Source organism: Streptomyces sp. NPDC047022 (assembly GCF_040644155.1).
GTDB lineage: Bacteria > Actinomycetota > Actinomycetes > Streptomycetales > Streptomycetaceae > Streptomyces.
This window is the reverse complement of record NZ_JBEYVV010000007.1, coordinates 23,707-48,590: the sequence shown is the minus strand read 5'-3', so window position 1 is coordinate 48,590 and position 24,884 is coordinate 23,707. Positions and strand designations below refer to the sequence as shown.

General features: G+C 72.9%; 20 protein-coding genes. 10 read left to right on the top strand and 10 right to left on the bottom strand.

Annotated elements, in window-relative coordinates; all coding sequences use genetic code 11:
• Positions 1–2: 2 nt before the first annotated feature.
• Positions 3–770: a glycerophosphodiester phosphodiesterase gene (locus ABZ845_RS10505; RefSeq protein ID WP_360975911.1), complete on the bottom strand. Its 768-nt coding sequence runs from the start codon at positions 768–770 to the stop codon at positions 3–5.
• The gene (locus tag ABZ845_RS10500) at positions 767–1,420 is read right to left on the bottom strand and encodes a hypothetical protein (protein WP_360976416.1); all 654 of its coding nucleotides are present in this window, start codon (positions 1,418–1,420) and stop codon (positions 767–769) included. The genes ABZ845_RS10505 and ABZ845_RS10500 overlap by 4 nt, the downstream gene beginning before the upstream one ends.
• Before the next feature lie 113 nt (positions 1,421–1,533).
• Here ABZ845_RS10500 and ABZ845_RS10495 point away from each other — a divergent pair, with 113 nt between their 5' ends.
• Positions 1,534–3,033, top strand: coding sequence for a PLP-dependent aminotransferase family protein (locus ABZ845_RS10495; protein ID WP_360975908.1), 1,500 nt, complete (start codon positions 1,534–1,536; stop codon positions 3,031–3,033).
• Positions 3,034–3,377: 344 nt separating this feature from the next.
• Here ABZ845_RS10495 and ABZ845_RS10490 read toward each other — a convergent pair whose 3' ends face one another.
• Entirely contained in the window at positions 3,378–4,940 is a 1,563-nt protein-coding gene (locus ABZ845_RS10490; protein ID WP_360975905.1) for an ATP-binding protein, read from the bottom strand.
• A 37-nt stretch (positions 4,941–4,977) separates the two neighbouring features.
• Entirely contained in the window at positions 4,978–5,172 is a 195-nt protein-coding gene (locus ABZ845_RS10485; protein WP_360975902.1) for a hypothetical protein, read from the bottom strand.
• A gap of 379 nt (positions 5,173–5,551) precedes the next feature.
• On the opposite strand from ABZ845_RS10485, the gene ABZ845_RS10480 reads away from it, so the two are divergent.
• The 5 genes from ABZ845_RS10480 (at position 5,552) to ABZ845_RS10460 (ending at position 11,013) form a co-directional block, all read left to right on the top strand.
• Positions 5,552–5,944, top strand: a complete 393-nt coding sequence (locus ABZ845_RS10480; RefSeq protein ID WP_360975899.1) for an ankyrin repeat domain-containing protein — start codon at positions 5,552–5,554, stop codon at positions 5,942–5,944.
• Positions 5,945–6,244: 300 nt separating this feature from the next.
• The gene (locus ABZ845_RS10475; RefSeq protein ID WP_360975896.1) at positions 6,245–7,663 is read left to right on the top strand and encodes a HEAT repeat domain-containing protein; all 1,419 of its coding nucleotides are present in this window, start codon (positions 6,245–6,247) and stop codon (positions 7,661–7,663) included.
• A 139-nt stretch (positions 7,664–7,802) separates the two neighbouring features.
• A complete protein-coding gene (locus ABZ845_RS10470) occupies positions 7,803–8,972 on the top strand; it encodes a glycosyltransferase family 1 protein (RefSeq protein ID WP_360975893.1) in 1,170 nt (389 codons plus the stop codon).
• Positions 8,969–10,162: a glycosyltransferase gene (locus tag ABZ845_RS10465; protein ID WP_360975890.1), complete on the top strand. Its 1,194-nt coding sequence runs from the start codon at positions 8,969–8,971 to the stop codon at positions 10,160–10,162. Before ABZ845_RS10470 ends, ABZ845_RS10465 begins: the two co-directional genes overlap by 4 nt.
• A complete protein-coding gene (locus ABZ845_RS10460) occupies positions 10,159–11,013 on the top strand; it encodes an SGNH/GDSL hydrolase family protein (RefSeq protein ID WP_360975887.1) in 855 nt (284 codons plus the stop codon). The genes ABZ845_RS10465 and ABZ845_RS10460 overlap by 4 nt, the downstream gene beginning before the upstream one ends.
• A gap of 275 nt (positions 11,014–11,288) precedes the next feature.
• Here the strand turns inward: ABZ845_RS10460 and ABZ845_RS10455 are convergent, their stop codons facing one another.
• Genes ABZ845_RS10455 through ABZ845_RS10435 form a run of 5 tightly spaced genes read right to left on the bottom strand, consistent with a single transcriptional unit; the run spans position 11,289 to position 15,734 of the window.
• Entirely contained in the window at positions 11,289–12,197 is a 909-nt protein-coding gene (locus ABZ845_RS10455; protein WP_360975884.1) for a biotin-dependent carboxyltransferase family protein, read from the bottom strand.
• Entirely contained in the window at positions 12,197–12,811 is a 615-nt protein-coding gene (locus ABZ845_RS10450) for an allophanate hydrolase subunit 1 (RefSeq protein WP_360975881.1), read from the bottom strand. The genes ABZ845_RS10455 and ABZ845_RS10450 overlap by 1 nt, the downstream gene beginning before the upstream one ends.
• Positions 12,808–13,560, bottom strand: a complete 753-nt coding sequence (locus ABZ845_RS10445) for a 5-oxoprolinase subunit PxpA (protein ID WP_360975879.1) — start codon at positions 13,558–13,560, stop codon at positions 12,808–12,810. The genes ABZ845_RS10450 and ABZ845_RS10445 overlap by 4 nt, the downstream gene beginning before the upstream one ends.
• 21 nt (positions 13,561–13,581) lie before the next feature.
• On the bottom strand, positions 13,582–14,418 hold the full coding sequence (locus tag ABZ845_RS10440) for a putative hydro-lyase (RefSeq protein WP_360975876.1): 837 nt from the start codon (positions 14,416–14,418) through the stop codon (positions 13,582–13,584).
• Positions 14,415–15,734 carry an MFS transporter gene (locus tag ABZ845_RS10435; RefSeq protein ID WP_360975873.1) on the bottom strand — a complete coding sequence of 440 codons (1,320 nt, stop codon included), beginning with the start codon at positions 15,732–15,734 and terminating at the stop codon, positions 14,415–14,417. The genes ABZ845_RS10440 and ABZ845_RS10435 overlap by 4 nt, the downstream gene beginning before the upstream one ends.
• A gap of 165 nt (positions 15,735–15,899) precedes the next feature.
• Here ABZ845_RS10435 and ABZ845_RS10430 point away from each other — a divergent pair, with 165 nt between their 5' ends.
• From ABZ845_RS10430 to ABZ845_RS10415, 4 genes are all read left to right on the top strand, one after another.
• On the top strand, positions 15,900–16,595 hold the full coding sequence (locus ABZ845_RS10430) for a GntR family transcriptional regulator (RefSeq protein ID WP_360975870.1): 696 nt from the start codon (positions 15,900–15,902) through the stop codon (positions 16,593–16,595).
• Between the two features lie 321 nt (positions 16,596–16,916).
• Positions 16,917–18,443: a hypothetical protein gene (locus tag ABZ845_RS10425; protein WP_360975867.1), complete on the top strand. Its 1,527-nt coding sequence runs from the start codon at positions 16,917–16,919 to the stop codon at positions 18,441–18,443.
• A gap of 37 nt (positions 18,444–18,480) precedes the next feature.
• Positions 18,481–19,368: a hypothetical protein gene (locus ABZ845_RS10420; protein ID WP_360975864.1), complete on the top strand. Its 888-nt coding sequence runs from the start codon at positions 18,481–18,483 to the stop codon at positions 19,366–19,368.
• A gap of 71 nt (positions 19,369–19,439) precedes the next feature.
• Positions 19,440–24,104 (top strand): hypothetical protein, encoded by a 4,665-nt coding sequence (locus ABZ845_RS10415; RefSeq protein WP_360975861.1) that lies wholly within the window; start codon positions 19,440–19,442, stop codon positions 24,102–24,104.
• 128 nt (positions 24,105–24,232) lie between these two features.
• On the opposite strand, the gene ABZ845_RS10410 is transcribed toward ABZ845_RS10415, so the two are convergent.
• On the bottom strand, positions 24,233–24,817 hold the full coding sequence (locus ABZ845_RS10410) for a hypothetical protein (RefSeq protein ID WP_360975858.1): 585 nt from the start codon (positions 24,815–24,817) through the stop codon (positions 24,233–24,235).
• Positions 24,818–24,884: the final 67 nt, after the last annotated feature.

Genomic DNA, 24,884 nt, shown 5'->3' with positions numbered 1-24,884 from the left:
GTTCAGACCCAGGTGCCTCGTTCCTCAAGGACCTTGCGCAATGTGTCGATGTGGTCGGTCATAATGCCATCCACTCCTATGTCCAGCAGCCTGTGCATACGGTCAATCTCGTTGACCGTCCACACGTGTACCTGCAGGCCAAGGGCGTGGGCGGTGCGCACAAAGCGGCGGTCGACCACGGGAATGCCCGACTGGGCCTCGGGGACCTGCGCGGCGATGGCCGAGCGGCGCAGCGCCGCCGGTATGCCCCAGGAGCGAAGCCGCAGGCCGAGCACGCCGCGCGTGCCGTACGACGTCGCCAGGCGCGGCCCGGCCAGTTGCTGGGCGCGAGCCAGGCGAGCCTCGGAGAAGGACCCGACGCAGACCCGGTCCCAGGCGTTGCGGCGCTCGATCAGATCGAGCAGGGGGCGCAGCGCCGGCTCGGCCTTGGCGTCCACGTTCCAGCGGACCTCGGGGAGTTCGTCGAGCAGTTCCTCGAAGAGCGGCACGGGCTCGCTCCCCGCCACGCGCGCCTGCCGCACGTCCTGCCAGGGCAGATCGGCGATCCGCCCGGCGCCGTCCGTGACCCGGTCGAGCGTCGAGTCGTGGAAGGCCACCAGCTTGCCGTCCGCCGTGGTGTGGACGTCCGTCTCGATGTAGCGGTAGCCCGCCGCCACTGCGCGGCGGAACTGGGTCAGGGTGTTCTCGAGGCCGTCCGCGTCCCCGCCCCGGTGGGCGAAGGCGATGGGGCCGGGATGGTCGAGGTAGGGATGGCGAATCGCGGTGGTCACCCGGGCAGTATCGCTCCTTCCGGTTTCCCGGTGGCAACGATTGTGCTGCGGCCCGATGCCGGGGGAACGGCGAACACCCGCAGGAACAGCTGGGCGAGCGGTCCGATGGACAGCGCGTACAGGACGGTGCCGACTCCCACGGTGCCGCCGAGGAAGTAGCCGGTGGCCACGACGGCGATCTCCATCGCGGTACGGATCGCCCGGATCGAGCGGCCCGTGCGCCGGTGCAGCCCGGTCATCAGACCGTCGCGCGGGCCGGGGCCGAGGTCGGCCGCGATGTAGAGGCCGGTGGCCGCGCCGTTGAGCGCGACCCCCAGGAGGAGAAGGGGTATGCGCAGCGCGAGGGCCCGCACGTCGGGGAGTACGGCGAGGGTGGCGTCCATGGCGAACCCGATCACCAGGACGTTCGAGACGGTGCCGAGACGGGGTCGCTGGCGCAGCGGGATCCACAGCAGCAGGACGGCGGCGCCGACGATCGTCAGCACCACTCCCATGCTGAGGCCGGTCAGCTTCGCCAGGCCCTGGTGGAGGACGTTCCACGGCTCCAGTCCCAGACCCGCTCGTACGAGGAGGGCGGAACTGGCCCCGTACAGCACGAGACCCGCGTACAGCTGGACCAACCGCCGCCCGAGACGGTTCCTCATGGACAGGCCGGCAAACACAATTCATCCCCCCAGTGGTGACAGTGGACTGACGCATGTCACTCTGTGGCTTGGAAAGAGAAGTCATCCATGGCCAATTCGGGGAAGGTGGACTGGGAATCATGGCGCAGTGGACCTCGGCGATGGGGGCGGCGCAGCTCGCCCGTCTGCTCAACTCCCAGCAGGAGCGCCCCACGGGACCCGGCACCCGCCGCCCGGCCGCCTACCGAGCGCTGGCCGACGGCGTCCGGCTGCTCGTGCTGGAAGGCCGTGTGCCGGTCGCGGCCCGGCTGCCCGCCGAGCGTGAACTGGCACTCGCCCTGTCGGTGAGCCGGACGACGGTCGCCGCCGCGTACGAGGCCCTGCGCGCCGAGGGCTTCCTGGAGTCCCGGCGGGGAGCGGGCAGCTGGACGGCCGTTCCGGCCGGGAACCCGCTTCCGGCGCGCGGGCTCGAACCGCTCCCGCCCGAGGCGCTGGGCTCGGTGATCGACCTGGGCTGCGCGGCACTGCCCGCCCCGGAACCGTGGCTCACCCGCGCGGTGCAGGGCGCGCTGGAGGAACTGCCGCCGTACGCGCACACGCACGGCGACTACCCGGCGGGACTGCCCGCCCTGCGCGCCACCCTCGCCGACCGCTACACGGCACGCGGCATCCCGACCATGCCCGAGCAGATCATGGTGACCACGGGTGCCATGGGCGCCATCGACGCGATCTGTCATCTCTTCGCCCCGCGCGGCGAACGCATCGCGGTCGAGTCGCCGTCGTACGCCAACATCCTCCAGTTGATGAGGGAGGCGGGCGCCCGGCTCGTCCCGGTCGCCATGTCCGAGGGGCTCGGCGGCTGGGACCTGGACCGCTGGCGCCAGGTGCTGAGGGAGGCCGCGCCACGGCTCGCCTATGTGGTGGCGGACTTCCACAACCCAACGGGCGCGCTGGCCGACGAGAACCAGCGCCGCCGCCTGGTGGAGGCCGCACGCTCCGCGGGGACCGTCCTGGTCGTCGACGAGACGATGAGCGAGCTGCATCTGGAGGACGGTCTCGAGATGCCGCGCCCGGTCTGTGCCTTCGACCCGGCGGGCTCGGCCGTGATCACCGTGGGGTCGGCCAGCAAGGCGTTCTGGGCCGGCATGCGGATCGGCTGGGTACGGGCAGCGCCCGATGTGATTCGCAGCCTGGTCGCGGCCCGCGCCTACGCCGACCTGGGCACGCCCGTGGTGGAGCAGCTGGCCGTGAACTGGCTGCTCAGCGCCGGGGGCTGGGAGCAGGCGGTGGAGCTCCGGCGCGAGCAGGCCAGGGAGAACCGCGACGCCCTGGTGGCCGCGGTGCGCCGGGAACTGCCCTCCTGGGAGTTCACGGTGCCGCGCGGCGGCCTCACGCTGTGGGTGCGTTCGGGCGGACTGTCCGGGTCCCGGCTCGCCGAGGCGGGGGAGCGGGTCGGGGTCCGGGTGCCGTCGGGGCCTCGGTTCGGCGTCGACGGCGCTTTCGAGGGGTATGTCCGGCTGCCGTTCACGGTCGGCGGCGCGGTGGCGGACGAGGCGGCGGTGCGGCTGGCCGCCGCGGCGCGTCTGGTGGAGACGGGCGCGTCCGGTTCGGGGGAGGCCCCGCGCACCTTCGTGGCCTGACGCGAGCTGTTCCCGTCCGCTCCGTGTCATCCGTCCGGCGGCACCACCTGGACCGCGCCTGGCGCCGCGCGCTTCGCAGGGCCGGCGCCGCCCCCGAAGGGCGCGTCGTAGCCTGCGGGAGCGTCGTGGCTGGCCGCGCAGTTCCCCGCGCCCCCGAGCAGCATGCTTCGCGCGCAACCCCATGACGGCACGGATGGGGCCTCGGGACCCTTCGGACAGGGGCGCGGGGAACTGCGCGAATCGCGGCCACCGGCCCGCACCTGACCACGTTCGGTCGGTCGCTGGATGGGGGCGCGGGGAACTGCGCAAAAGCCCGCCACCGGCCCGCCCCGGCAAGGGGCCCGTCAGCTCTCCGCCGGTACCGCCTCGACCGCGACCGCCTCGGTCGCCTTGACGGCCTCGCTCCGCCGTGGCAGCAGCCCCAGGACCGCCTGCCGGTGCAGCTCGCTCGTCGAGTCGTCGTACGGGTCCGGGGTGGCGGGCACCTGGAGGCGGTGCACGGGGCCCGAGCCCAGCCGGGCGTAGCCCCGGCCCGGCGGGACGTCTCCGGTGGGCGTGGTGTGCGGCGGTGCGCCGAGTACGGCCTCCAGCTCGTCCGGGGCCGCCGGGCCGAGCGCGACGCGGGCACGGGTGTACCGGCGTACCGCATCCGACAGGCCGTCCACGCCGTCGAACTGCTCGGCGACGACGACCGTGACGCCCGCCGCCCGACCGTGCCGCAGCGGCACCTGCAGCAGGGCCTGGGGGTCCGGGCGCCCCGCGGCCACGGCGAGATGCCCGAGCGCGCCCGGCCGGTCCAGCAGGATCCACAGCGGGCGCCTGATGTCGTCCGGCGGTGGATGCCCGGCCTGCCGGGCGCGGTTCGCCGCGATCAGCCGCCGTTCCGTCTCGTTCGTCGCCCACTCCAGGCTCGCCACGGCTCCCGCGAGCCCCGACTCCACGGCCAGTACGCCGTGCCGGCCGGTCAGACAGGCGTACTCACCCGTGCCGCCGCCCTCGACGATCAGAACGTCCCCGTACTGCAGCGCCTGCAGGGCGATGGACCGCACCAGCGTCGTCGTACCGCTGCCGGGTCCGCCGACGATCAGCAGGTGCGGCTCGGTGGATCGGGCGCCCGTGCGCCAGACGACGGGAGGGACGTCCCGCTGCTCCTCGCCGTCCGTGAGGGGGAGGGTGCGCTGCACGCAGGTCGGGTCGGTGAAGCCGAGCACGGTCTCGCCCGGTGAGGTCACGAAGCGCTGCGCGGCGATGTCGGTGGGCAGGGGCGGCAGCACCTTCACCGTCAGCTCGTTGCCCTCCTCGTCCCACTGGAAGTGGTACTCGCGACCCCGGCCCGACTTGGCGTGCAGAAGCTGTTCGATCCGCGACCGGGACTCGGCCTCGCCGTCCCTGAAGTACGCGGGGTAGCGGATGCTCAGGTGTGAGACGCGGCCCGAGTCGTCGAAGTCGTACGAGGAGAACGCCTGGGTCCAGTCCCCGCCGTGCGCGTACAGCGGGGCCGGGTCCTCGGCGGCCGAGAAGTAGGGAACCAGGGCCTCGTAGAGCGACCGCAGGCGGGCGGTCTGCGCGTCGCTGGGCTCCTTGGTCGCGGGGGAGGTGCTCTCACGACCGTGCCAGGCCGCCGCGGCCATGAGACCGACGCCGGCCAGCAGCGGCCCGTACGGCACCAGTGCCACGACCAGGATCACCGAGGCGACCAGGAAGAAGAGCGGTCCCCGCCGGTCCTTCGGTGTGTCCGCCCACTTGCGCCGTCCGGCCCCCGCCAGTCGGCGCAGCCCGCGCGTGATCGTGATCAGCGGGTGGAGGATGTCGGTGGCCCCGCCGGCCGCCGTCCGCGCCAGCTCCCGGCTGCGGGCGATCCCCGCGCCGCCTGTGCTCAGGATGCGGGGGAGAGGGCGCCGGGCCACGTCGTTCTCCAGGGGGTGCGTGCGGACGGGAGCGGGGTCAGAAATTGAGCCCGCTGAGGAGTCCCGCGAGACTTTGGCCGCCGGCCTTGATGCTGGGCGCGATGGCCGTGCTCGAAAGGTAGAACCCGAAGAGCCCACAGACGGTGGCGTGATGGCCTTTGAGCCCGTCCTTGCGGCAGAAAAGGAAGACGCAGGTGCCGAGCAGGACGACGCTCGAGATGTTCAGAATCATGGGCTTTCTCCTGGTTCGTGGGGGCGGTCACCATGAGTTCTTCCAGATTCACAGAATGTATCCATACGATAAAAGGTGCAACTGGGTGAAATTGTTGACATTTCGCCCGTCCGGTCGAGTGGCCCTGCTTCCGTAGGCGGGTCCGGGGTGCCCGAGGGGTGTTGTGCCGATCTTTGCGTGGTGTGGTTCCTGTCATGTGGTGTCGGAGCCAGTACGCTGGCGATTCACCCGTACGGCGGCACCGCTCGCCGCCGTGGGTGTCCGGTGTACGACAGCCGCTCGCTGTCGTACGCTCCCGCAGTCCCCAGCAGTGGCACAGTTCCCGCTGGTCCAGCAGCAGTGCAGTCCCCGGTAGTGGTAGTGAGAGGCGGTCCGGCCGATGAGCGAAGCCCCCGACCCCGAGGTCGTGGAGCTGGCGACCAAGATCTTCGATCTTGCGCGCCGAGGCGAGACCGAGGCGCTCGTGGCCTATGTCGAGGCGGGCGTTCCGGCCAACCTCACCAACGACCGCGGCGACTCTCTGGTGATGCTCGCCGCCTATCACGGGCACGCCGGCGCCGTCCGGGCCCTGCTGGAACGCGGTGCCGACGCCGACCGGATCAACGACCGAGGCCAGACCCCGCTCGCCGGAGCGGTCTTCAAGGGCGAGGTTCAGGTCATCCGGGTACTGCTGGGCGCCGGCGCGGACCCGGCCGCGGGTACTCCGTCGGCCGTCGATACCGCACGCATGTTCGGTAAGAGCGACCTGCTCGAACTGTTCGGCGCACAGTGATCCGAATGCTCTGACCAGCAAAAACAACGAAAACGGGGGAGGCGGTACGGGGCCGCCCGAAATATGGTCGCGGCAGCGCAAGAGGCCGGGTCATCATGACGTCGTGATTCACGGACGCGATGGCTGGGCAGGTGTTGCCGCACCGCGCGGACCGTGATGCGGTCCGCAGGGCCACCGACGAGAGGCAGAGGAAGATGGTCTACAGCAAGCACGAGACGGCGGGCGCCCCGACGTGTTGTCACGCGGCCAGGTAGTGCGTGTCCCCCGGTTGCGTCAACGCTTGATGTGAGGCTTTTTCCCATGTTCGAACCGGTCATAGCGCCCAGCGGTACCCTGCTCGGCCTCCTCCAGCGGGGCCGTGGCGACGGCACCCTGCACGCGCTCACCGCACCGCGCGCCGAGGCGCTCGCGGCCCTCAACCACTGCGTGCTGAACGACCCGCGCCGAGACTGGCAGGTCGAGAACCGCTCTCTCTACTACGCCCGGCTCTACCTCGATCTGCACGGCGAGCTGGACGACATCGAGGCGCATCTCTTCAGCGCCGAGGACATCCTCGACACCGAGGACTGCCGCACCGGGCTCGCCCTCGCCGTCCTGGGACACCTCGCCTCGTACGGCAGGCGCGACGCGCTCGCACTGCTGCGCAGGTATGCCGCCTCGGGCAGCAACTGGGCGTGGGCCCTGGACGAGCTGGCGCTGAGGGACGACGACGCGGGGCTGCGTGCCCTCGCCGCCCCCGTGCTGGCCCGCTTCCCGGCCGACGCGGAGGGCGAGGCCGAACTCGCCCTCGCCGTGCGGGACGCTTTCGAGCCACGGCCGTGGCGGCTGTGGGCCGACGATCCACGCGAGTCCATCGCGGCACGTGTGCGTGCCGCCCGGGAAACCGGCTCCTTCGACCGCTGGCAGCGACAACTGCGGCCACAAGGGCCGCGGCCCGGCTGGAGCGTCCAGTCCGTCTTCGACTGGGCCCAGCAGGGCATCGAACGCGGTGCCATGCTCCATGTTCCCGCCGCCCGCTGCCTCGTCGCCGTGGCAGGCCCCGAGGACCGGCCCGAGATCATCGAGGCCGCCCGCAGCGGTGGCGACGGAGCCCGGTGCACGGCGCTGCGCTACCTCGCCGACAGCAACGATCCCGATGCCCTCGACCTGATCGAGGCGGCTGTGGCCGACGGGTCCGCTCTCGCCGGCGACGCGGCCGTGGACGCGTTCGAACGCATGCGCGGTGTCGCCGCCGTCGACCGGGCGCGCGGCTGGGCCCGTCGGCCCGACGCCCTCGGCTCGGCGGCCGGGCGCGTGCTCGCCTGCCGGGGCGGCACACAGGACCGCGACCTGGTGCTCGCGGCACTGCGTGAAGCCGTCCGGGGCGAGGGCCCCGACGCCACGACTCTCTGGACCCTGGTCGACGGCACCGGACGCCTCGGCATCGCCTGTGCCGCACCGGTGCTGCGCCACATCTACCGGGAGACCGCGTCGTCCCATCTGCGAGGCCGTGCCGCCCACGCCCTCGCCGCGACCGACCCCTCCTTCCCCGCAGGATTCGCCGTCGAATGCCTCTGGGACTGCGAGGAGTCGACCCGCGAGCTCGCCGCACGGCACGCCGAGACCGGGGATGTACGTGTCGTCGAGCGGCTGCGCCGGCTGGCGGCGGATCCGGCCGAGGAGGCCGAAGTCCAGACCGCCGTGCGCAGCCGGATCGGGCCGGATGCGCCGACCGTGTGAACGTTCGGTGACTCGGGAGTCAGGAACGCATGGACACGGGCTGACCTGCCAGGCGGTGCAGCCCAACGCTCATGGGACGTTTCCCGGCCGGAAAGATCCAAGTTGACGCGGCCACGTCCGGCACGGCGAGAACACGGGTATGCGTGTCGTCATCGTGACCGAATCCTTTCCCCCCGATGTGAACGGCGTGGCCCACTGCGCGCTCCAGACCGCCCGGCACCTCGTCGATCGCGGTCACGCTCCCCTCGTCGTCGCCCCGGCCACTCCCAAGTCCCTGGCTTCTTCGCCCGGGCAGGGAGCAGGCGCCATCAACGGCGGCGGGCCCGAAGCCCTCGCTCCGTGCCCGGTCGTCCACGTCCCCTCCCTTCCGCTCCCCGGCTACCCCCAGGTACGCGTCGCCCTGCCCAGCCGACGTGTCGCCGCGGCCATCACCGAGCACCGCGCCGACATCGTGCACCTGGCCAGCCCCTTCGTCCTCGGCGTCCGCGGAATGGCCGCCGCCTCCCGGCTGGGCATCCCGGCCGTCGCCATCTACCAGACCGACCTCGCCGGTTACGCCCGTACCTACATGGGTGCCGGAGAGGCCGCGGCCTGGCGGCGCATCCGCTCCGTGCACGCCGCCGCAGACCGGACCCTCGCGCCCTCCAGCGCGGCCCAGATGGACCTGGAGGCACACGGCGTGCCCCGGGTCCGGCTGTGGCCGCGCGGTGTCGACACCGTCCGCTTCCGCCCCGACCTGCGGGACGAGGCGATGCGCCGCGAACTCGCCCCGAACGGCGAACTGATCGTCGGCTACGTGGGCCGCCTCGCCCCCGAGAAGCACGTCGAACTCCTCGCAGGGGTCTGCGGCCTGGAAGGCGTACGCGTCGTCGTGGTCGGCGACGGGCCGAGCGAGACCACCCTCAGAGCCGCCCTGCCCGGCGCCGTCTTCCTCGGCCGCCGCACCGGCGGTGAACTCGCCCGGATCTTCGCCTCGCTGGACGTCTTCGCGCACACCGGCCCGTTCGAGACGTTCTGCCAGACCGTGCAGGAAGCCATGGCGAGCGGAGTGCCGGTCGTGGCGCCCGCCGCGGGCGGACCGCTGGACCTGGTGGACCACGGCCGCACCGGACTGCTCGTACCGCCCGGCGACGCCGACGCGGTGCGCGACGCCGTGCGCTCCCTCGTGGCCGACCCGGACAAGCGGATGATGTTCGGGGTCGCCGCGCGCACCACCGTCGAGGGCCGCACCTGGGCTGCCGTCGGCGACCAGCTCATCGCGCACTACACGGACGTGCTCGCCGAGCGCCGGACGGCGGTGGCCGTATGAGCTTCGCGACCGAACGGGGCTGCGGCGGTCTGCGGATCGTACGGCTCGCCAACTTCGTGGCGCCCGCGTCCGGCGGTCTGCGCACCGCCCTGCGCGAACTGGGCAAGGGCTTCAAGGAGGCGGGGCACGAGCCCGTCCTTGTCATCCCCGGCGAGCGCCACACCGACGAGGAGACCGAGCAGGGCCGGGTCATCACCCTGCCCGGCCCGCTGCTGCCCGGCACCGGCGGATACCGGGTCCTCACGGACAAGCGGCGGGTCGCCGCCCTCCTGGAGGAACTGGACCCCGACCGCCTGGAGGTCTCCGACCGTACGACCCTGCGCTGGACCGGGAAGTGGGCGCGGCGCGCCCGGATACCCGCGGTGATGGTCTCCCATGAGACCGCCGACGGCGTCCTGCGCACCTGGGGCCTGTCGGAGAACCTGTCCCGCCGAGCCGCCGACGCCCTCAACACCCGCACCGCGCACACCTACGCGCGCGTGGTGTGCACCACCGAGTTCGCCGAACGCGAGTTCGTGCGGATCGGGGCCCGCAATGTCGTCCGGGCGCCGCTCGGTGTCGACCTGGTGCAGCGGCACCCCGCACTGCGCGACTCGGGGCTGCGCGACCGGTACGCGCGCGCGGACGAAAAGCTGCTCGTGATGTGCTCCCGCCTCTCGGTGGAGAAGCGCCCCGGCACGGCCCTCGACGCCCTGGAGGCGCTGCTACGGCGCGGGCGGCGCGTGGTGCTGGTCGTCGCCGGAGACGGCCCGCTGCGGGTCCGGCTCGAACAGCGGGCACATGAGCGGGGGTTGCCTGTGACCTTCCTCGGCCATGTCGTCGACCGCGACCTGCTCGGCTCGCTCCAGGCCACCGCGGACGTATGCCTGGCCCCGGGACCCGCCGAGACGTTCGGACTGGCCGCCCTGGAGGCCATGGCCTGCGGCACGCCCGTGGTGGCCAGCGCCTTGTCCGCGCTGCCCGAGGTGATCGGCTCCGCCGGCGCCACCGCCGTGAACACGGGCGAGGCCTTCGCCGACGCCATCGAGCTGATCACGGAGCGGTCCGAGCGGGACCGCCGGGCTGCGGCACGCGCGCGTGCCGAGTGCTTCGGCTGGAAGACGGCCGTGGACGCGTTCCTCTCCGCGCACGACGCGCAGCCGTCCGGCACGCTCCATGTCCTGGACACCGCCCGGGAGGGCGCGGCATGACACCCCTGCGGTTCGTAGCGCTCGGCGACTCGCTGACGGAAGGCGTGGGCGACCCGGTCGGAGACACCTGGCGGGGCTGGGCCGAGCTCCTCGCCGGGGGACTCGCCCCCGACGGGGCTCCGGCCGGGTTCACCAACCTCGCCGTCAGCGGAGCCCAGACCCGGGACGTCCTGGAACGGCAGACCCCGGCGGCGCTGGAGCTGAGCCCGGACGTCGTCTCCGTCGTCATCGGCGTCAACGACACCCTGCGCTACACCTTCGACATCCACGCCGTCGCCGCACGGCTCGACAAGGTGTACGCGGCCTTCAGGGCACAGGGCGCGGTCCTGCTGACGGCCTGTCTGCCCGACCCCGGATCGATGCTCCGGCTGCCCGGGTCGCTGGCGCGTCCACTGGCACGGCGCCAGCGGGCTGTGAACACGGTCGTGCACGCGCTGTCCGAGCGGTACGGGGCGGTGCATCTGCACGCGGCGGAGGGCGGCTGGGTCACTGACCGCGCCATGTGGAGCGCGGACCGGCTGCACCCAGGGGAACGTGGGCACCGGCAGCTCGCCCTGCACTTCCACGCGCTGCTGGCTCAGGCGGGAGTCGCGACCGGCAGCGCGCCTGCGGCCGAGCCCGAGTTCCCCCCGCCCACCCGCTCGGCGAGCCTGTGGTGGCTGGCCACCGCCGGCACGGGCTGGGTGGCGAGACGGTGCACCGATCTCCTTCCGCAACTGCTCACCCTGGCCGCCTCCGAGGTACGCCACAAGGCCAGGGGGACCAGCGCCCGCCTGGACCTGACCGCCTCCCACGCGGTGGCATCCGCCCTGGCCGCCCTGACTCCGGCCGACCAGCCGGACCCGGCATGACCACCCCGGCGCACGGCCCCGCACCAAGGCCGTGCGCCGACCGCACCATATGCGCGCGAAGCGCGCCCTCAAGCGACGCGGGGAACCGCGCGAGAACCCGGACGCGCCCGCGGTCGACGACATACGGGGGGTGTGCTTGATGGGGGCGCGGGGAACTGCGCGAGAACCTCGACGCACCCGCGGCCGACGACGCACGACAGCGAGCTCGACAGGGGCGCGGGGAACTGCGCAATCCACCACGACGCACCCGCAGGGACCACCGCGGACCCGCCCGGTCACGACGAACCCCACCCAGCCCGCCCCACGGCCACAAACCGCACCGAGGTCCCCGCCACCGCCTGCGCCGCCCCCGCCAGATCCTCCTTCCGCACCACCGCGACCACCGGATACCCCCCAGTCGTCGGATGATCCGCGAGAAACACGACGGGCCTGCCGTCCGGCGGCACCTGCACCGCCCCCAACACCATCCCCTCACTGGGAAGTTCCCCCACCCGAGCACGAGCACGCTCCAGCGCGGGCCCCTCGGTGCGCAGCCCGACCCGGTTGCTCGCGGACGACACTCGGTACGCGCGCGTGACGAACGTCCGGACGGCGTCCGCGGTGAACCAGTCGTCGCGCGGCCCGAGCGTCACCCGCAGCACCAGCTCGGCGGGCGGCCCGGGCCACGGAACGACGTCCACGCCGGAGCCCACGCGCGCGTGGACACCCCCCTGGAACGGCCTGCCCAGCGGCAGCACGGCCCCGTCCGTGAGCGGCGCCGGGCCGAGTCCGGAGAGCAGGTCCGTGGAGCGGCTCCCGAGGACCGGCTCGACGGCAACTCCCCCCGCCACGCCCACGTAACTACGTACTCCCCACCGGGCGCGCCCGACGTCCAGGAGCGCACCCCCCGGTACGCGCACCGGCGCTCCCCACGCGACAGGGCGGCCGTCGACGGTCACCGGGCACGGCGCACCGCCGACCACCACGGTCACCTCGGAACGGGGCCGCACGGCGCAGCCGTCGAGCGTGGTCTCCAGAACCGCCGCCTCAGGAGGGTTGCCGGCCAGCCGATTGACCAGCGCCGCCGCAGGCGGGTCGAGGGCCCCCGAGCGCGGCACTCCCAGATGGGCATGGCCGGGCCGTCCGAGGTCCTGCACCGTGGTCAGGGCCCCGGCCCGTACGACGCACAGAGCCCGGTCCGCCATCAGAACCCCACCTGCATGAAGCGGACACGGGCACCCGGAGCGAGCAGCGCGGCCGGCACGCGTGCGTGGTCCCACAGGACCGCGTCGGTGCTGCCGATGAGCTGCCAGCCACCCGGCGACGAGCGCGGGTAGACACCCGTGTACGGGCCCGCGAGCCCCACCGCCCCAGCCGGGACGGCCGTACGCGGGGTTGCCCGGCGGGGCACCTGATACCGGTCGTGCAGACCGGTCAGATAGCCGAAGCCGGGCGCGAAACCACAGAACGCCACGCGGAATTCGGCCGCCGCGTGGATCCGCCCCACCTCCTGCGGTGCGACACCCCACAGGGCGGCCACCTCCGCCACATCGGGGCCGTCGTAGCGTACGGGGATCTCGACCGGATCCCCGGCACGCGCCGTGACCGGCGGGATGTCCCAGCCGGCGATGCGGGCCGCGAGCCGGGAGGGCTCGGACAGGCCGTCGAGCAGCACCGTACGGGCCGCAGGGACGATCTCACGTACCGACAGCTCACCGGCGGCCCTGCGGCGCAGCAGCTCGGCGTGCAGGGCCTGGGCCTCCCCGCCCGAGGGGAGCTCCAGGAGCAGCGCGTGGTCGCCCACCGGCAGAGCCCTCATGCGAAGGGCTCCACGCGGACGCCGGATGCCTCCAGCCCGGCACGCACCCGGCGGGCCAGTTCGACCGCGCCGGGTGTGTCGCCGTGCAGGCACAAGGAACGCGCCTGCACCGGGATGTCGCGTCCGGAGCGGGCGGCGACGACCCCTGAGCGGGCCAGACGCACCGACCGCTCCACGACGGCTCCCGGGTCGGTGACCACCGCACCGTCCTGGCCGCGTGGCACGAGAGTGCCCTCCTCGGTGTAGGCGCGGTCCCCGAACGCCTCGGTTACGACGGGGAGCCCGGCCTTCTCGGCCACCTCCAGGAACCGTGAACCGGGCAGTCCGAGCACGGGCAGCGCGGCGTTCGCGAGGAGCACACCGTCCACCACGGCCTCGGCCTGCCGCTCGTCGTGCACCACCCGGTTGTAGAGAGCACCGTGCGGTTTGACGTACGACACCCGGGAGCCTGCGGCGCGGGCGAAGATCTCCAGTGCGCCGATCTGGTAGGCGACCTCGGCCGTCAGCTCGCCGGGCGGCACGTCCATCGCGCGCCGCCCGAACCCGGCCAGATCGCGGTAGGAGACCTGGGCGCCGATCCGTACGCCCCGCTCGGCCGCCAGCTCGCACACCCGCCGCATGGTGGCCGGGTCCCCGGCGTGGAAGCCGCAGGCCACATTGGCGCTCGTGACGACGGACAGCAGCCGCTCGTCGTCGGTGAGCCGCCAGCGGCCGAAGCCCTCGCCGAGGTCGGCATTCAGATCGATCATGGTCTCTCCCGTTCGGCGACGTCAGGCGACGCGGTACTGCTCGTCGCGGGCGTCGGTGATGAACATCTGCCCCGGCGCGTGAGTGATGGCGAACGGCGGCCGTGAGGCCGTCACCGCGGCCTGCGGGGTCACGCCGCAGGCCCAGAACACCGGTATGTCGTCCGGCTCGGCGTCCACGGCGTCACCGAAGTCGGGCCGGCCGAGGTCTTCGATGCCGAGGGCCGACGGATCGCCGCAGTGCACGGGGCCGCCGTGCACCGCCGGGAGCAGACCGCTCTCCCGGATCGCGGCGGCCAGGTGCCGCTCCGGCACCGGGCGCATCGACACCACCATGGGCCCGTGCAGCCGCCCCGCCGGACGGCACTGGCGCCCGGTCACATACATCGGGACGTTGCGGCCCTGCTCGATGTGGCGCATGGGGACCCCCGCCTCGATGAGCGCCCACTCGAAGGTGAAGCTGCACCCGATGAGGAAGGACACCAGATCGTCGCGCCAGTACCTGAGCACATCCGTCGGTTCGTCGACCAGCTCGCCGTCCTGCCACACCCGGTAGCGCGGCAGATCGGTGCGCAGATCGGCGCCGTCGGCGAGGACCGTGGTGAAGGATCCGGCGTCGGTGACGTCCAGGACGGGGCACGGCTTCGGGTTGCGCTGGCAGAACAGCAGCGTGTCGTAGGCCCAGTCGGCCGGTACGGAGATCAGATTGGCCTGGGTGTGACCCGCGGCGGCACCCGCGGTGGCACCGGTGAGCCCCTTCCTCAGCCGGGCCCGGGCGTCCTCGGGGCTCCACGTGTGCGCGTTCTCGTCGATGACGCGCAGCGGGCGGTCCGCCGTCTGTCGGCCTTCCGCCGGGTTCACCGCAGCTCCGTCCCGCGCGTCTCCGGCAGCCCCAGCAGCGCGAGGGCCGCGAGGCCGTACCCGACGGCGCCGAAGACCAGCGCGCCGCCCACGCCCCAGCCATCGGCGAGGAAGCCCACCAGGGTCGGGAAGACGGCGCCCACGGCGCGGCCGGTGTTGTAGGTGAAGCCCTGCCCGGTGGCGCGCACCGCGGCCGGGTACAGCTCGCTCAGATAGGACCCGAAGCCGCTGAAGATCGCGGACATGCAGAACCCGAGCGGGAAACCGAGCACAAGGAGAAGCGCGTCCGCGCCGCTGGGGATGTTCGCGTACGCCAGCACGCAGACCGCCGACAGCAGGGCGAACAGCCAGATGGTCCGCCTTCGGCCGAGCAGGTCGGTGAGGTGGCCGCCGGTCAAGTAGCCGATGAAGGCCCCGGAGATGAGGAAGGCCAGGTAGGCGCCGGTGCCGACGACGGACAGCCCGCGTTCCGCCTTCAGATAGGTCGGCACCCACGTCGCCAGCGTGTAGTAACCCCCCTGCACACCGGTGGAGAGCAGGCTCGCGAAGAGCGTCGTGCGCAGCAGGCCGGGCGCGCCGGCCCTGCCCGGTGTGAAGATCGCCGCGAACGACCCCTTCCGCTCGCTCCGTTCGCGCTGGGCCGCCGCCTGCGGCGCGTCGTGCACCCGGCGGCGGATCCAGATCACCAGCAGAGCGGGCAGCGCTCCCGTCCAGAACATCACGCGCCACGCGAGGTCGTCGCCCAGGAAGGAGAACACCAGGGTGTAGACGACGGCGGCCAGCGCCCATCCGACTGCCCAGGAACTCTGGATCGCGCCGAGCGTCCGGCCCCGGTGCCTGCTGCTCGCGTACTCGGCGACCAGGACCGCGCCGACCGCCCATTCGCCGCCGAATCCGAGGCCCTGGAGGGCACGGAAGACAAGCAGCCACTCATAGGTGGGCGCGAAACCGCAGGCGACCGTGAAGACGGCGTAGGTGACCACCGTGATCATCAGGGCCCTGACCCGTCCGATGCGGTCGGCCAGCACGCCTCCGACGGCGCCGCCGACAGCCGAGACCACCAGAGTGACCGTCGTGAACAGTCCCGTCTGGCCGCTGTCCAGACCGAAGTACGCCGCCAGGGCGACCATGCTCAGGGGCAGGGTGAAGTAGTCGTACGAGTCGAGGGCATAGCCGCCGAAGGCGCCCGCGAAGGCCCGGCGGCCTCCCGGGCCGAGGGCGCGCAGCCAGCCGAACGGCCCCTCGTCGGCGACGTGTTCAATCGCTGCCGGGCGGGCGTCGGCGGCCGGGGGGCGGGAGGGAGGGGTCGTGCTCATGGGCACCTCGCAGGGAGAGACGGAGGGTGCTTTCGGGATGAGCCGTGAGTCGCGGTGCTCCGAGCGGGACACGGTGAGCGCCGTGCAGAGCACCGTAGAGGATTGTTGAACGATTCTTCAATACCCGTGTTGTCTCGCCCTCGTGTCTGCGCTTGAATTCCGGTCATGACGGAGCAGCTGACGGGACTGGCACAGGACCGCGCCCTGCTGGGGCGCACCAGCACCGCGGAGCGGGTCTCGGACATCCTCAGAAGCCGTATCGCCGAGGGCTACTTCCCGCCCGGCACCCGCCTCTCGGAGGACGGCATCGGCGGCGCGCTCGGCGTCTCGCGCAACACCCTGCGCGAGGCGTTCCGGCTGCTCACGCACGAGCGGCTGCTCGTCCACGAGCTGAACCGCGGGGTCTTCGTACGGGTGCTGACGGTCGAGGACGTCGAGGACATCTACCGCACCCGGGGCCTCGTCGAGTGCGCCGTCGTGCGCGGTCTGGGGGACCCGCCCTACGTCCTCGACGGCCTTGCCAGGGCCGTCGAGGAGGGGCGGCGGGCGGTGGAGGGCGGCGACTGGAACAGCCTGGGCACGGCCAACATCCACTTCCATCGGGAACTGGTGGCGCTCGCGGGCAGCGAACGCACGGACGAACTGATGCGCAGCGTCTTCGCCGAGCTGCGCCTGGCCTTCCATGTCGTGGACGACCCCCGACGGCTGCACGAGCCGTATCTCGAACGCAACCAGCAGATCCTCAAGGCGCTGCGGACGGGCGACCGCGCCGCGGCCGAGGCACAGCTGGAGATCTATCTCCGCGACTCGCTCCAGCGGGTCATCGAGGTGTACAGACGGCGCGTCGGCGGCGAGGAGTAGACGCTGCCGAGGAGCGCCCCACAGATACGGCCACCCAGAAGCGCCCCGACAGGGGCGCGGGGAACTGCGCGAAGTACCACGACGTTCCCGCAGGTATCGGCGCACAGGAGGGCCTCGGCAGGGGCGCGGGGAACCGCGCAAAGAACCACGACGCACCCGCAGGTGTCGCCGCACAGGAGCCCGCTCGATGGGGGCGCGGGGAACTGCGCGAAGAACCACGACGCACCCGCAGCGAACAGCGGACCGCACACCCCCACCCAGGCGCGGAGCGCACCGGCGCCGTTTGGTCCGATGTCAGACTCAGGACCTAATCTGTGCACCGTGACTTCGCCTGCAACGACGGACAGCGTTCCGCCCCAGCTCAGCGCGGGGCCGCGCCCGGCTCCGGGCCCGGCCGCCGACGAGGGGCTGGCGCGGCGGCTGCGCGCGCTCGCCTGCACGGCGCCGTTGCACGACCTGGACGCGCGCAAGGCGAACCTCGCGGGCGAGTACTCGGTGTACGGGATGTCCGAAATCGCCCTCGCCGCCATCGACCTGGTCACGCTGAACATGGACTTCGACACGGGTGCGGACCATGACCAGATAGTCGCCCGGCTCATCCCGCGCATCACCGCTCAGGCCCCGCGGCGCCCCGCCGAGGAACACGAACGCGTGGCCCGCTGGGTCCTGGAGAACCTGATCAACGTCGGCAGCGTCGACCGCGGCTTCCGTGCCGTCTACGGCATGTTCGCCCCGGATGGGACATATGTCCGCCGGGACTACGACTTCAAGCTGATCGAAGAGGTGCCCGGTTACGGCGGTGGCGTCTACCTCCGGACCACCGACGAAGCGGTCAACGTCCTCGTCGGAGCGCTCGACACGGACGTCACCAGCGCGCAGATCGCCGCCGAGGTCAAGCTGGAGGTGCTGATCAGCCGCGGACGCCTGGCCGACGCCCAGCTCGCCGCCGAGCAGGCGCGCTACCGCACCGTGCAGTACTCGGAGTCGCTGCGCAGGGCCCTGGAGGCGACTCGGCGCAACGTCCGCGCGGTGGACTGGCTGAACGCCGTGCCCGACATGATCGCCGAGGCACTCGACCACGTCGCCGACCGCTACCGGCACGAGAACGCGATCCTCACCAACATCCGCAAGGCCCGCGACGAATCCGAGGACCCCGAGCAGAAGCGGCGCGCCGCCGAGCTGGTCGACATCGTCAAGGACTGCATCCGCCGGCACACGCAGCTGCAGTCCCGGCTCCTGGAAGCGGGGCCGCTTTTCCGCGCAGAGCAGGACCGGCAGGCGTTCGCCGCACCCATGGCGACCTCGGGCACGGACCTCTACGGGCATCTCCTCGCGCCATTGCTGCCCCTCCCGATGGAGCAGGCGATCCGTGTCACGGACGCCTTCTTCGCGCACGGGACCGGCCTGCGTACCCCCGGGTCCGTGCGGATCGGGGACCTGGTCGAGCTGCTGCTGACGCCTCCGGTGGAGCGCGAGCACCTCGGGGCCGAGATGCCCGAACCCGATCTGATCGCCACGCCGGACGACAGCCGGTTCAGCGAGGAGCAGATGGCCGCCGCGACGGACCTGCTCGACCTGCCGGCGGACGCACCGCGCCGGCTGTCCGGACTGCTCGCCGAGGCACGCCGCCAGGATCCGGAGCTGCCGTACCTGGTGGCCCTGCTCGCCGTGCACGCGGCCAGCCCCCCGGTCGGCACGGCCTACCGGCAGGGCGAGGAGAAGCTGCTGTTCGCCGTGGACGACGGTACGGAACTGGACGACCCGGAGTTCGGCGGCGCGGACCTGATCGTCGGCACCGCGCTGCTGGACGCGGCGGGTATGGCGGCGGACCGTACGGAAGCGGCATGACCAGCAATCAGCACCCCTGCACCAAGGAGCCCCGACCGTGACCGAGCACGTCGAGTGGAGTGAGCCGGCGCCCGCCGCCGTGCCGGTGAGCACCGCCGTCACCCCCGCCGACGCCGCCGACGCGGCCCGGCTCGTCGCCTTCGGGCTGCAGCCCAAGCTCCAGCCGGCCCGCGACCAGGGGTACACGGAACTGCTGCGCCGCTACCGCGAGGACCCGCCGTTCGCGCGGCTCGCGGATGCCGTGGCGACCGGGCTGGGACTCGTCGTCCTGGAGGTGTCCCCGCGTGCGGGTATGGCGGTGACCGCCGCCGAGGACTCCGTGTTCGCCGTCCGCATGGGCGACTACGCGCGCCGCACCTCGGCCGACTCCGGCGACCGCTTCCTGCACGGCCTCGCCCATCTCGCCGTCGCCGCCCTGGCGTATCCGCGCCCCGAGGACCTGGCCGACGACGGATACATCGGACGCGTCAGCGTCAACGGAGTCGACGCCTTCGTACGCCAGGCATGCCGCCGTCTGGAGGAGCGGGCCGAGGAGCAGGGCGAGAACACCGACCCGGCGACTGACGCGCCGGGGCTGGAGACGGCCTGGCGGATCTGGGCCAGACGCAGCGCTACGGGTGCGACCAAGGACGCGCGCAGGCTGGCGGGTTCGACCACCGGAATCGTCAGCAAGGCCGTCGTGTTCCTCACGGACTCCGGGTTCCTCCAGCGCACGGGCGACGACAACGGTGGCACCTACCGCACGACGGCCCGCTACCAGCTCCAGGTGCGCGACATGGCGGGCAGCGCCGCCATGGCCGAACTCCTCGAACTGGGCGTCGTCCCGGTGACCGACGGCACCGCCAGCCTGCTGCCCGCCGAGGACACGGAAGACCTGGAGCTGGTGGCCGACGCCGGACTGCCGTTCCACTCCGGGAGCTCCTGAAGGCCCGTCGGCCTCAGAACCTCCCCGCGTTTTTGACGACTTACCAAGCCTTACTACGAGAGTCCGCCGCCATGTACGAGCTGTCCCGGGTCCGCCTCTACTCCATCGGGCCTGCCGGTGCGCGCTATGCCGACACCGTGCTGGACCTGCGAGGAGTGGGCGATCCGGTGCCCGACCCCGCGCCCGCCCAGGCGGAGTTCTTCGAGGAGGAGCCCCTCGGCCCGCCGCGCCGGCCCGCACCTGCCGGTGTGCTCTTCCTCGAGAACGGCGGCGGCAAGTCCGTCCTGCTCAAACTGATCTTCTCGGTGATGCTGCCGGGTCACCGCAACACGCTCGGCGGAGCCAGCTCCGGCGTGCTGCGCAAGTTCCTCCTCGCCGACGACTGCGGGCATGTGGCCCTGGAGTGGCAGCACACGCTGACCGGCGAGTGCGTCGTGGTCGGCAAGGTGAGCGAGTGGCGAGGCCGCCAGGTCTCCAACGACCCGCGGAAGTTCGCGGAAGCCTGGTACTCCTTCCGGCCGGGCCCCGGGCTCAGCCTGGACAATCTGCCGGTTGCCGAGTCCACCGCGGTTCGGCCGCCCGCCGAAGGCGCCTCGGGCGCGACGGGCCGCCGCCGGACGATGAAGGGCTTCCGGGACGCCCTCATGGAGTCCGGCAAGGCCTACCCGCACCTCGAAGTGCACTGGGAGGAGATCCACGACCGCTGGAACGAGCATCTGACGGAACTGGGCCTCGACCCCGAACTCTTCCGCTACCAGCGTGAGATGAACGCCGACGAGGGCGAGGCGGCAGGCCTCTTCGCGGTCAAGAAGGACTCCGACTTCACGGACCTGCTGCTGCGCGCGGTCACCGACACCAGGGACACCGACGGACTGGCCGACCTGGTCAGCGGCTTCGGCAACAAGCTGGGCCGGCGCGCCGAACTGATCGCCGAACGCGACTTCACCGCCGGGTCGGCGGACCTGCTCGGACGCATCGTGGACGCCGCCGGGACGAGGGCGCGGACACGGGACATCCACGCGGGCGCCGAGCGACGGACCCGCTCCCTCGCACGACGGCTCTCGGGGCGCGGGGTGCAGGAGCGGATGAGGGCCGCCGACCTGGCCCAGCGGGTCACCGCCGCCGCGTACGCGGTCACGCATGCCGAGGGCGCCCGCGAGCGCAGCTCCCTGGTCGCGGCGGAACTCGCCTACCGCCACGCCTCACTGGCGCTCGCCGGAGCGGAAAAGGCCGCCGCCGCGCAGAAGCGTGAACTCGCCGACGCCCGCCAGCTCTACTCCGCCTGGCAGGCCGCCGAAGCCGTGCTGCGTCATCGCGCCGCGGCCGACCGCTCAGCCCGCGTGGCCGCCGCCATCCGCGAGGCCGAGCGGGACGCGGCCCCGGCGCTCGCCGCCCGCGCCAAGGCGGCGGTCGATCTCGTAAGGGCTCTGCACGCCGCCGCCGGGAGCGCCGAGACGCTCGCCAATGAGGAGGAGGAGCGGTCCGCCGCCCTCCAGGAGTCCGGTGAGGCGGCCCACCGGGACTCGACCGCCGCCGCCACCCAGGCGCAGCGCGCCCGCAGCGAGGCCGGACACCTCCGCCAGCGTCTCGAGGAGGTGGAGCAGGAGACCGCCGAGGCCGTGCGTGCGGGCTGGCTCGACGACAGCGCGCCGGACGCCGACCCCGCACGGGCGGCGCTCGCGGCGAGCGACGCCGAGAAGACGGCCGTCGCGGCGTGGGACGTGGCGCGGGAGACGGCCCGCCGGACCTCCGAGCACGCGCGCGAGGCGGCATCCGCCGAGTCGCGCGCCGAACTGACCGCGGCCCGTGCGGCGGACGCGACCACGGCTGCCGAGCGCGCGTACGAGGCCGAGCGCGGTACCGCGCAGGTGCTGGCCGCGGAGGAGCGGCTCGCGGAGTTGCTGAGCCTGTCCGGCGGCGGCGCGCGGAACCGGGTTCCCGGCCCCCGCCGTGACGGGGAGACGGGCATGTCCGGCGCACCGGCACCGGAAGAGGGCGCCTTCGGCGCCGAGGAACTGGACGGCTTCGCCGACGAACTGCGAGAACTGCTCGACGACTCCGTCTCCTCCGCCGAGCGGCAGCTGTTCGAACTGCGGACCGCGGCGGCCGACGACGCGCGCATCCTGGGCGCCCTCGGTGACGGCGGACTGCTCCCGCCGGGCCCGGACGTACTGGCGACCGTCGAGTTCCTCGGCGAGCACGGCATTCCCGCCCTGCCCGGCTGGCGCTACCTCGCCCAGGCCGTCGACCCCGCCGACCACGCGCGCGTACTGGCCGCCCGCCCCGAACTGGTCGACGGTGTGATCATCACCGACCCGGACTCGCACGCCCGGGCCCGCCAGGCGCTCAGCGACGCCGCACTGCTGCCGCGCTCCGCCGTCGCCGTCGGCACGGCCGCCGCGCTGCTCGCCCCGGCTCCCGCCGCCGACACGGGCGGCGGCAGCGGCGATGTGTTCCTTGTGCCCCCGAACCCCGCCATGCACGACGAGCACGCCGCCGACGAGGAGCGGCAGGCACTGCGCGCCCGCGCCACCGAGCGGGACGAGGAGATCCGGGCACTGGCCGCGCGGCTCGGCAAGGACCGCGAACTGGCCGCCCGGCTGTCCTCCTGGCGCACCGGCTGCCCCCGGGGACGGCTCACCGAACTCACGACGGCCGCCCAGGAAGCGCGCGCGTTCGCCGAGGAGACCGAGCGTGAACTCGCCGAGGCCCGTACGGTCCGGGCCGAGGCCGACGAGGCGGCCGCCGAGGCGGCCCAGGTGCGAGACGAGCGGCAGGAAGCGGCCCAGAAGGCCAGACGCGCCGCCGACGCGCTCGCCGGGCTGGCCTTCCGGCTGCGCGAGCGCGCGGGATGGCAGGTCAAGCTGCGTGAACTCGCCGACGAGACAGCCCAGTCGGAGGCCCGCGCCCAGTCCTTCCTGGAGCGCGCCCGAGCCGCCGACGAGGACCGGCGCGCCGCCCAGCGCGCCGCCGACGACGCACGCCGCACCGCGCGTGCCCTGCGCGCCGAACGTGCGGAGATCGCGGGCGCTCCCGACGACGTACCGGCCGACGCGGCCGATGAGGGTGACGCGGGCGATGCGCCCAAGGCGGCCCTTCCCACCCTGCGCGAGGCATACCGCGCCGCCTCGCAGGTGTACGAGAAGGTAGGTGTCGGCGCCGACCTCCGTGCCGAGCAGGCGCGGGCGGAGAGCGACGACTCGGCCGCCGTGGCCGAACTGGAGCGGCTCAGCAACAAGGTGCGTACGCGCGCCGAGCAGCTCCTTCAGTCGCCGGACGGATCCGACGGGCCGTCCCGGCAGGCCGCCTCCGCGCGCGCGGAGGAGCTTGTCCAGCTGCTGGAGACACGTATGTCCACGGCGAGCGAACAACTCGGCCGGCTGCGCGGCGAGGCCGAGCGGCACGCCCCCACCAGCGGTGAGACCCACACCGAACTGCCCGGGGAACTGGAGCCCCGCGACACCGAGCACGCGCAAGTCCTGCTGCGCACGGCGACCGGTGAACTCGCCGCCCGCACCGAGGAACTCGACGCGGCGCGTGAGGCCCACTCCGGACTCCTCTCCGCCCACCGGGCCGCCGAGGACGCGGCCGGCGGATTCGACGAGATCGCCGCGATGCTCCGCGACCTGCTGCGCGAGCACGCTCCCGACGAGGAGCGGGAGGAACCGGAGCCCTACGCGGGCACCCTCGAGGAAGCCCGCCAGAGCGCCGCCGAGGTCCGCAGGTCCCTGCGCGGCTGTGCCGCCGACTTGTCCGCGGCCGATGCGGCCGTCCGTGAGGCCTCCGACGTACTCGTCCGGCACGCCAACTCCACACGCTACGAACAAGTCCGCACCCCGGCCCGCCAGCAGATCCGCGAACTGCCCGCGTCCGCGCTGCCGGAGCACGCCCAGAAGTGGGCGGATGCATTCGCGCCCCGGCTGCGTGTGCTGACCGACGAGCTGGCGCAACTGGAGCGCAACCGGGACTCGATCGTGGACCGGCTGCGGGGCCTGGTCGAATCGGCACTCGCCACGCTGCGTTCGGCCCAGCGCCTGTCCCGGCTCCCCGAGGGCCTGGGCGAGTGGTCAGGGCAGGAGTTCCTGCGCATTCGCTTCGAGGAGCCCGACCCGGCCACCCTCATCGAACGCCTGGGCGAGGTCATCGACGAGGCGACCAGGGCAGCCGTCAGGAAGAACTCCGACCTGAGACGCGACGGTATGTCACTGCTGCTGCGGGGCGTGAGCGCGGCCCTGGAGCCGAAGGGCGTGGCTGTCGAGATCCTCAAACCGGACGCCGTACTGCGTGCCGAGCGAGTCCCCGTCGGTCAGATGGGCGACGTGTTCTCGGGCGGCCAGCTGCTCACGGCCGCCATCGCCCTGTACTGCACCATGGCGGCGCTGCGCAGCAACGACCGCGGCCGTGACAAGCACCGCCACGCGGGCACACTGTTCCTGGACAATCCCATCGGACGAGCCAACGCCACCTACCTTCTGGAACTCCAGCGGGCCGTGTCGGACGCGCTCGGCGTTCAGCTCCTCTACACCACCGGTCTGTTCGACACGACCGCGCTCGCCGAGTTCCCGCTGGTGATCCGGCTGCGCAACGACGCCGACCTGCGCGCCGGACTGAAGTACATCCGTGTCGAGGAACACCTTCGGCCGGGACTGCCGGGGCAGGCTCAGGCCGGAGAGGCGGTACACAGCGAGATCACCGCGACCCGGATGTTCAAGCGGCCTGCCGTGGACGCCCCGTAAAGGAGGCGGGGGCGTGCCGTCGCGCGTCCCGTGGCCCTACGGCCCAGGAGTGACCGGCCGAGGGCCGGTGCCCACGGCGCCATGGCCGTCTCGCGCCCGATCGGTCGGGTGGGCGAGGGCCGCGGCGGTCAGGGGTGGGACAGCTGCCCGGCACCGCCCTGCCCGCGTATCCGCTCCCCGCGTCGCTGCGCGGGCCGGCCCTGGTCGCGCGCCGTACGGCGTTCGCGGCGCAGGGTCCGGGCCGTGCTGCTCGGGGCAGACACCACGCCGTGGCGCTGGTTCCACACCTGGCGCGTGATCCAGACGTCGAGCACGCCCCAGGTGGCCACCACCGTGCTGACGACGCTGCTGAGCACCATGGGGAACGCCAGCCAGGAACCCGCGAGCGTGCACAGGAATGCGGTCACCGCCTGGATCAGCGTCACCGCGATGATGAGCACCGCCCTCACCGCCGCCGTGCGCACGGGATCCGGCAGCCGCCGTCGCCGCGCCGGCTCCTCGACCCACAACGGCCGGTAGTACGGCCTCTCGTATGGCTCGTACCGCTTTTCCCGCGCGGCCGCACCCGGCCCGTCCGCGGGGCCGCGCCCCCGCGGAATCGCTCTGGTCCCGCTCGCCGGAATGCCGCGATCCCGTGCCCGCGGACCCCTTCGCGCTGTCTCATGCGCCGCCGCTCCCGTCCCGGGAGTCCCGCGTCGCTCCGCCGTGCTCATCAAGTCGTCACTCCCCACCGCCCGCAGACCGCTCGTCCCGGCGCCACCCGACCCCGGCTCATCTCTG

What these genes read in the sequence shown, in the direction of transcription:
- ABZ845_RS10495 (WP_360975908.1), top strand. Translation starts at nt 1,534, where the DNA reads ATGGCGCAGTGGACCTCGGCGATGGGGGCGGCGCAGCTCGCCCGTCTG.
- ABZ845_RS10485 (WP_360975902.1), bottom strand. Translation starts at nt 5,172, where the DNA reads ATGATTCTGAACATCTCGAGCGTCGTCCTGCTCGGCACCTGCGTCTTC.
- ABZ845_RS10480 (WP_360975899.1), top strand. Translation starts at nt 5,552, where the DNA reads ATGAGCGAAGCCCCCGACCCCGAGGTCGTGGAGCTGGCGACCAAGATC.
- ABZ845_RS10475 (WP_360975896.1), top strand. Translation starts at nt 6,245, where the DNA reads ATGTTCGAACCGGTCATAGCGCCCAGCGGTACCCTGCTCGGCCTCCTC.
- ABZ845_RS10470 (WP_360975893.1), top strand. Translation starts at nt 7,803, where the DNA reads ATGCGTGTCGTCATCGTGACCGAATCCTTTCCCCCCGATGTGAACGGC.
- ABZ845_RS10465 (WP_360975890.1), top strand. Translation starts at nt 8,969, where the DNA reads ATGAGCTTCGCGACCGAACGGGGCTGCGGCGGTCTGCGGATCGTACGG.
- ABZ845_RS10460 (WP_360975887.1), top strand. Translation starts at nt 10,159, where the DNA reads ATGACACCCCTGCGGTTCGTAGCGCTCGGCGACTCGCTGACGGAAGGC.
- ABZ845_RS10455 (WP_360975884.1), bottom strand. Translation starts at nt 12,197, where the DNA reads ATGGCGGACCGGGCTCTGTGCGTCGTACGGGCCGGGGCCCTGACCACG.
- ABZ845_RS10450 (WP_360975881.1), bottom strand. Translation starts at nt 12,811, where the DNA reads ATGAGGGCTCTGCCGGTGGGCGACCACGCGCTGCTCCTGGAGCTCCCC.
- ABZ845_RS10445 (WP_360975879.1), bottom strand. Translation starts at nt 13,560, where the DNA reads ATGATCGATCTGAATGCCGACCTCGGCGAGGGCTTCGGCCGCTGGCGG.
- ABZ845_RS10435 (WP_360975873.1), bottom strand. Translation starts at nt 15,734, where the DNA reads ATGAGCACGACCCCTCCCTCCCGCCCCCCGGCCGCCGACGCCCGCCCG.
- ABZ845_RS10430 (WP_360975870.1), top strand. Translation starts at nt 15,900, where the DNA reads ATGACGGAGCAGCTGACGGGACTGGCACAGGACCGCGCCCTGCTGGGG.
- ABZ845_RS10415 (WP_360975861.1), top strand. Translation starts at nt 19,440, where the DNA reads ATGTACGAGCTGTCCCGGGTCCGCCTCTACTCCATCGGGCCTGCCGGT.
- ABZ845_RS10410 (WP_360975858.1), bottom strand. Translation starts at nt 24,817, where the DNA reads ATGAGCACGGCGGAGCGACGCGGGACTCCCGGGACGGGAGCGGCGGCG.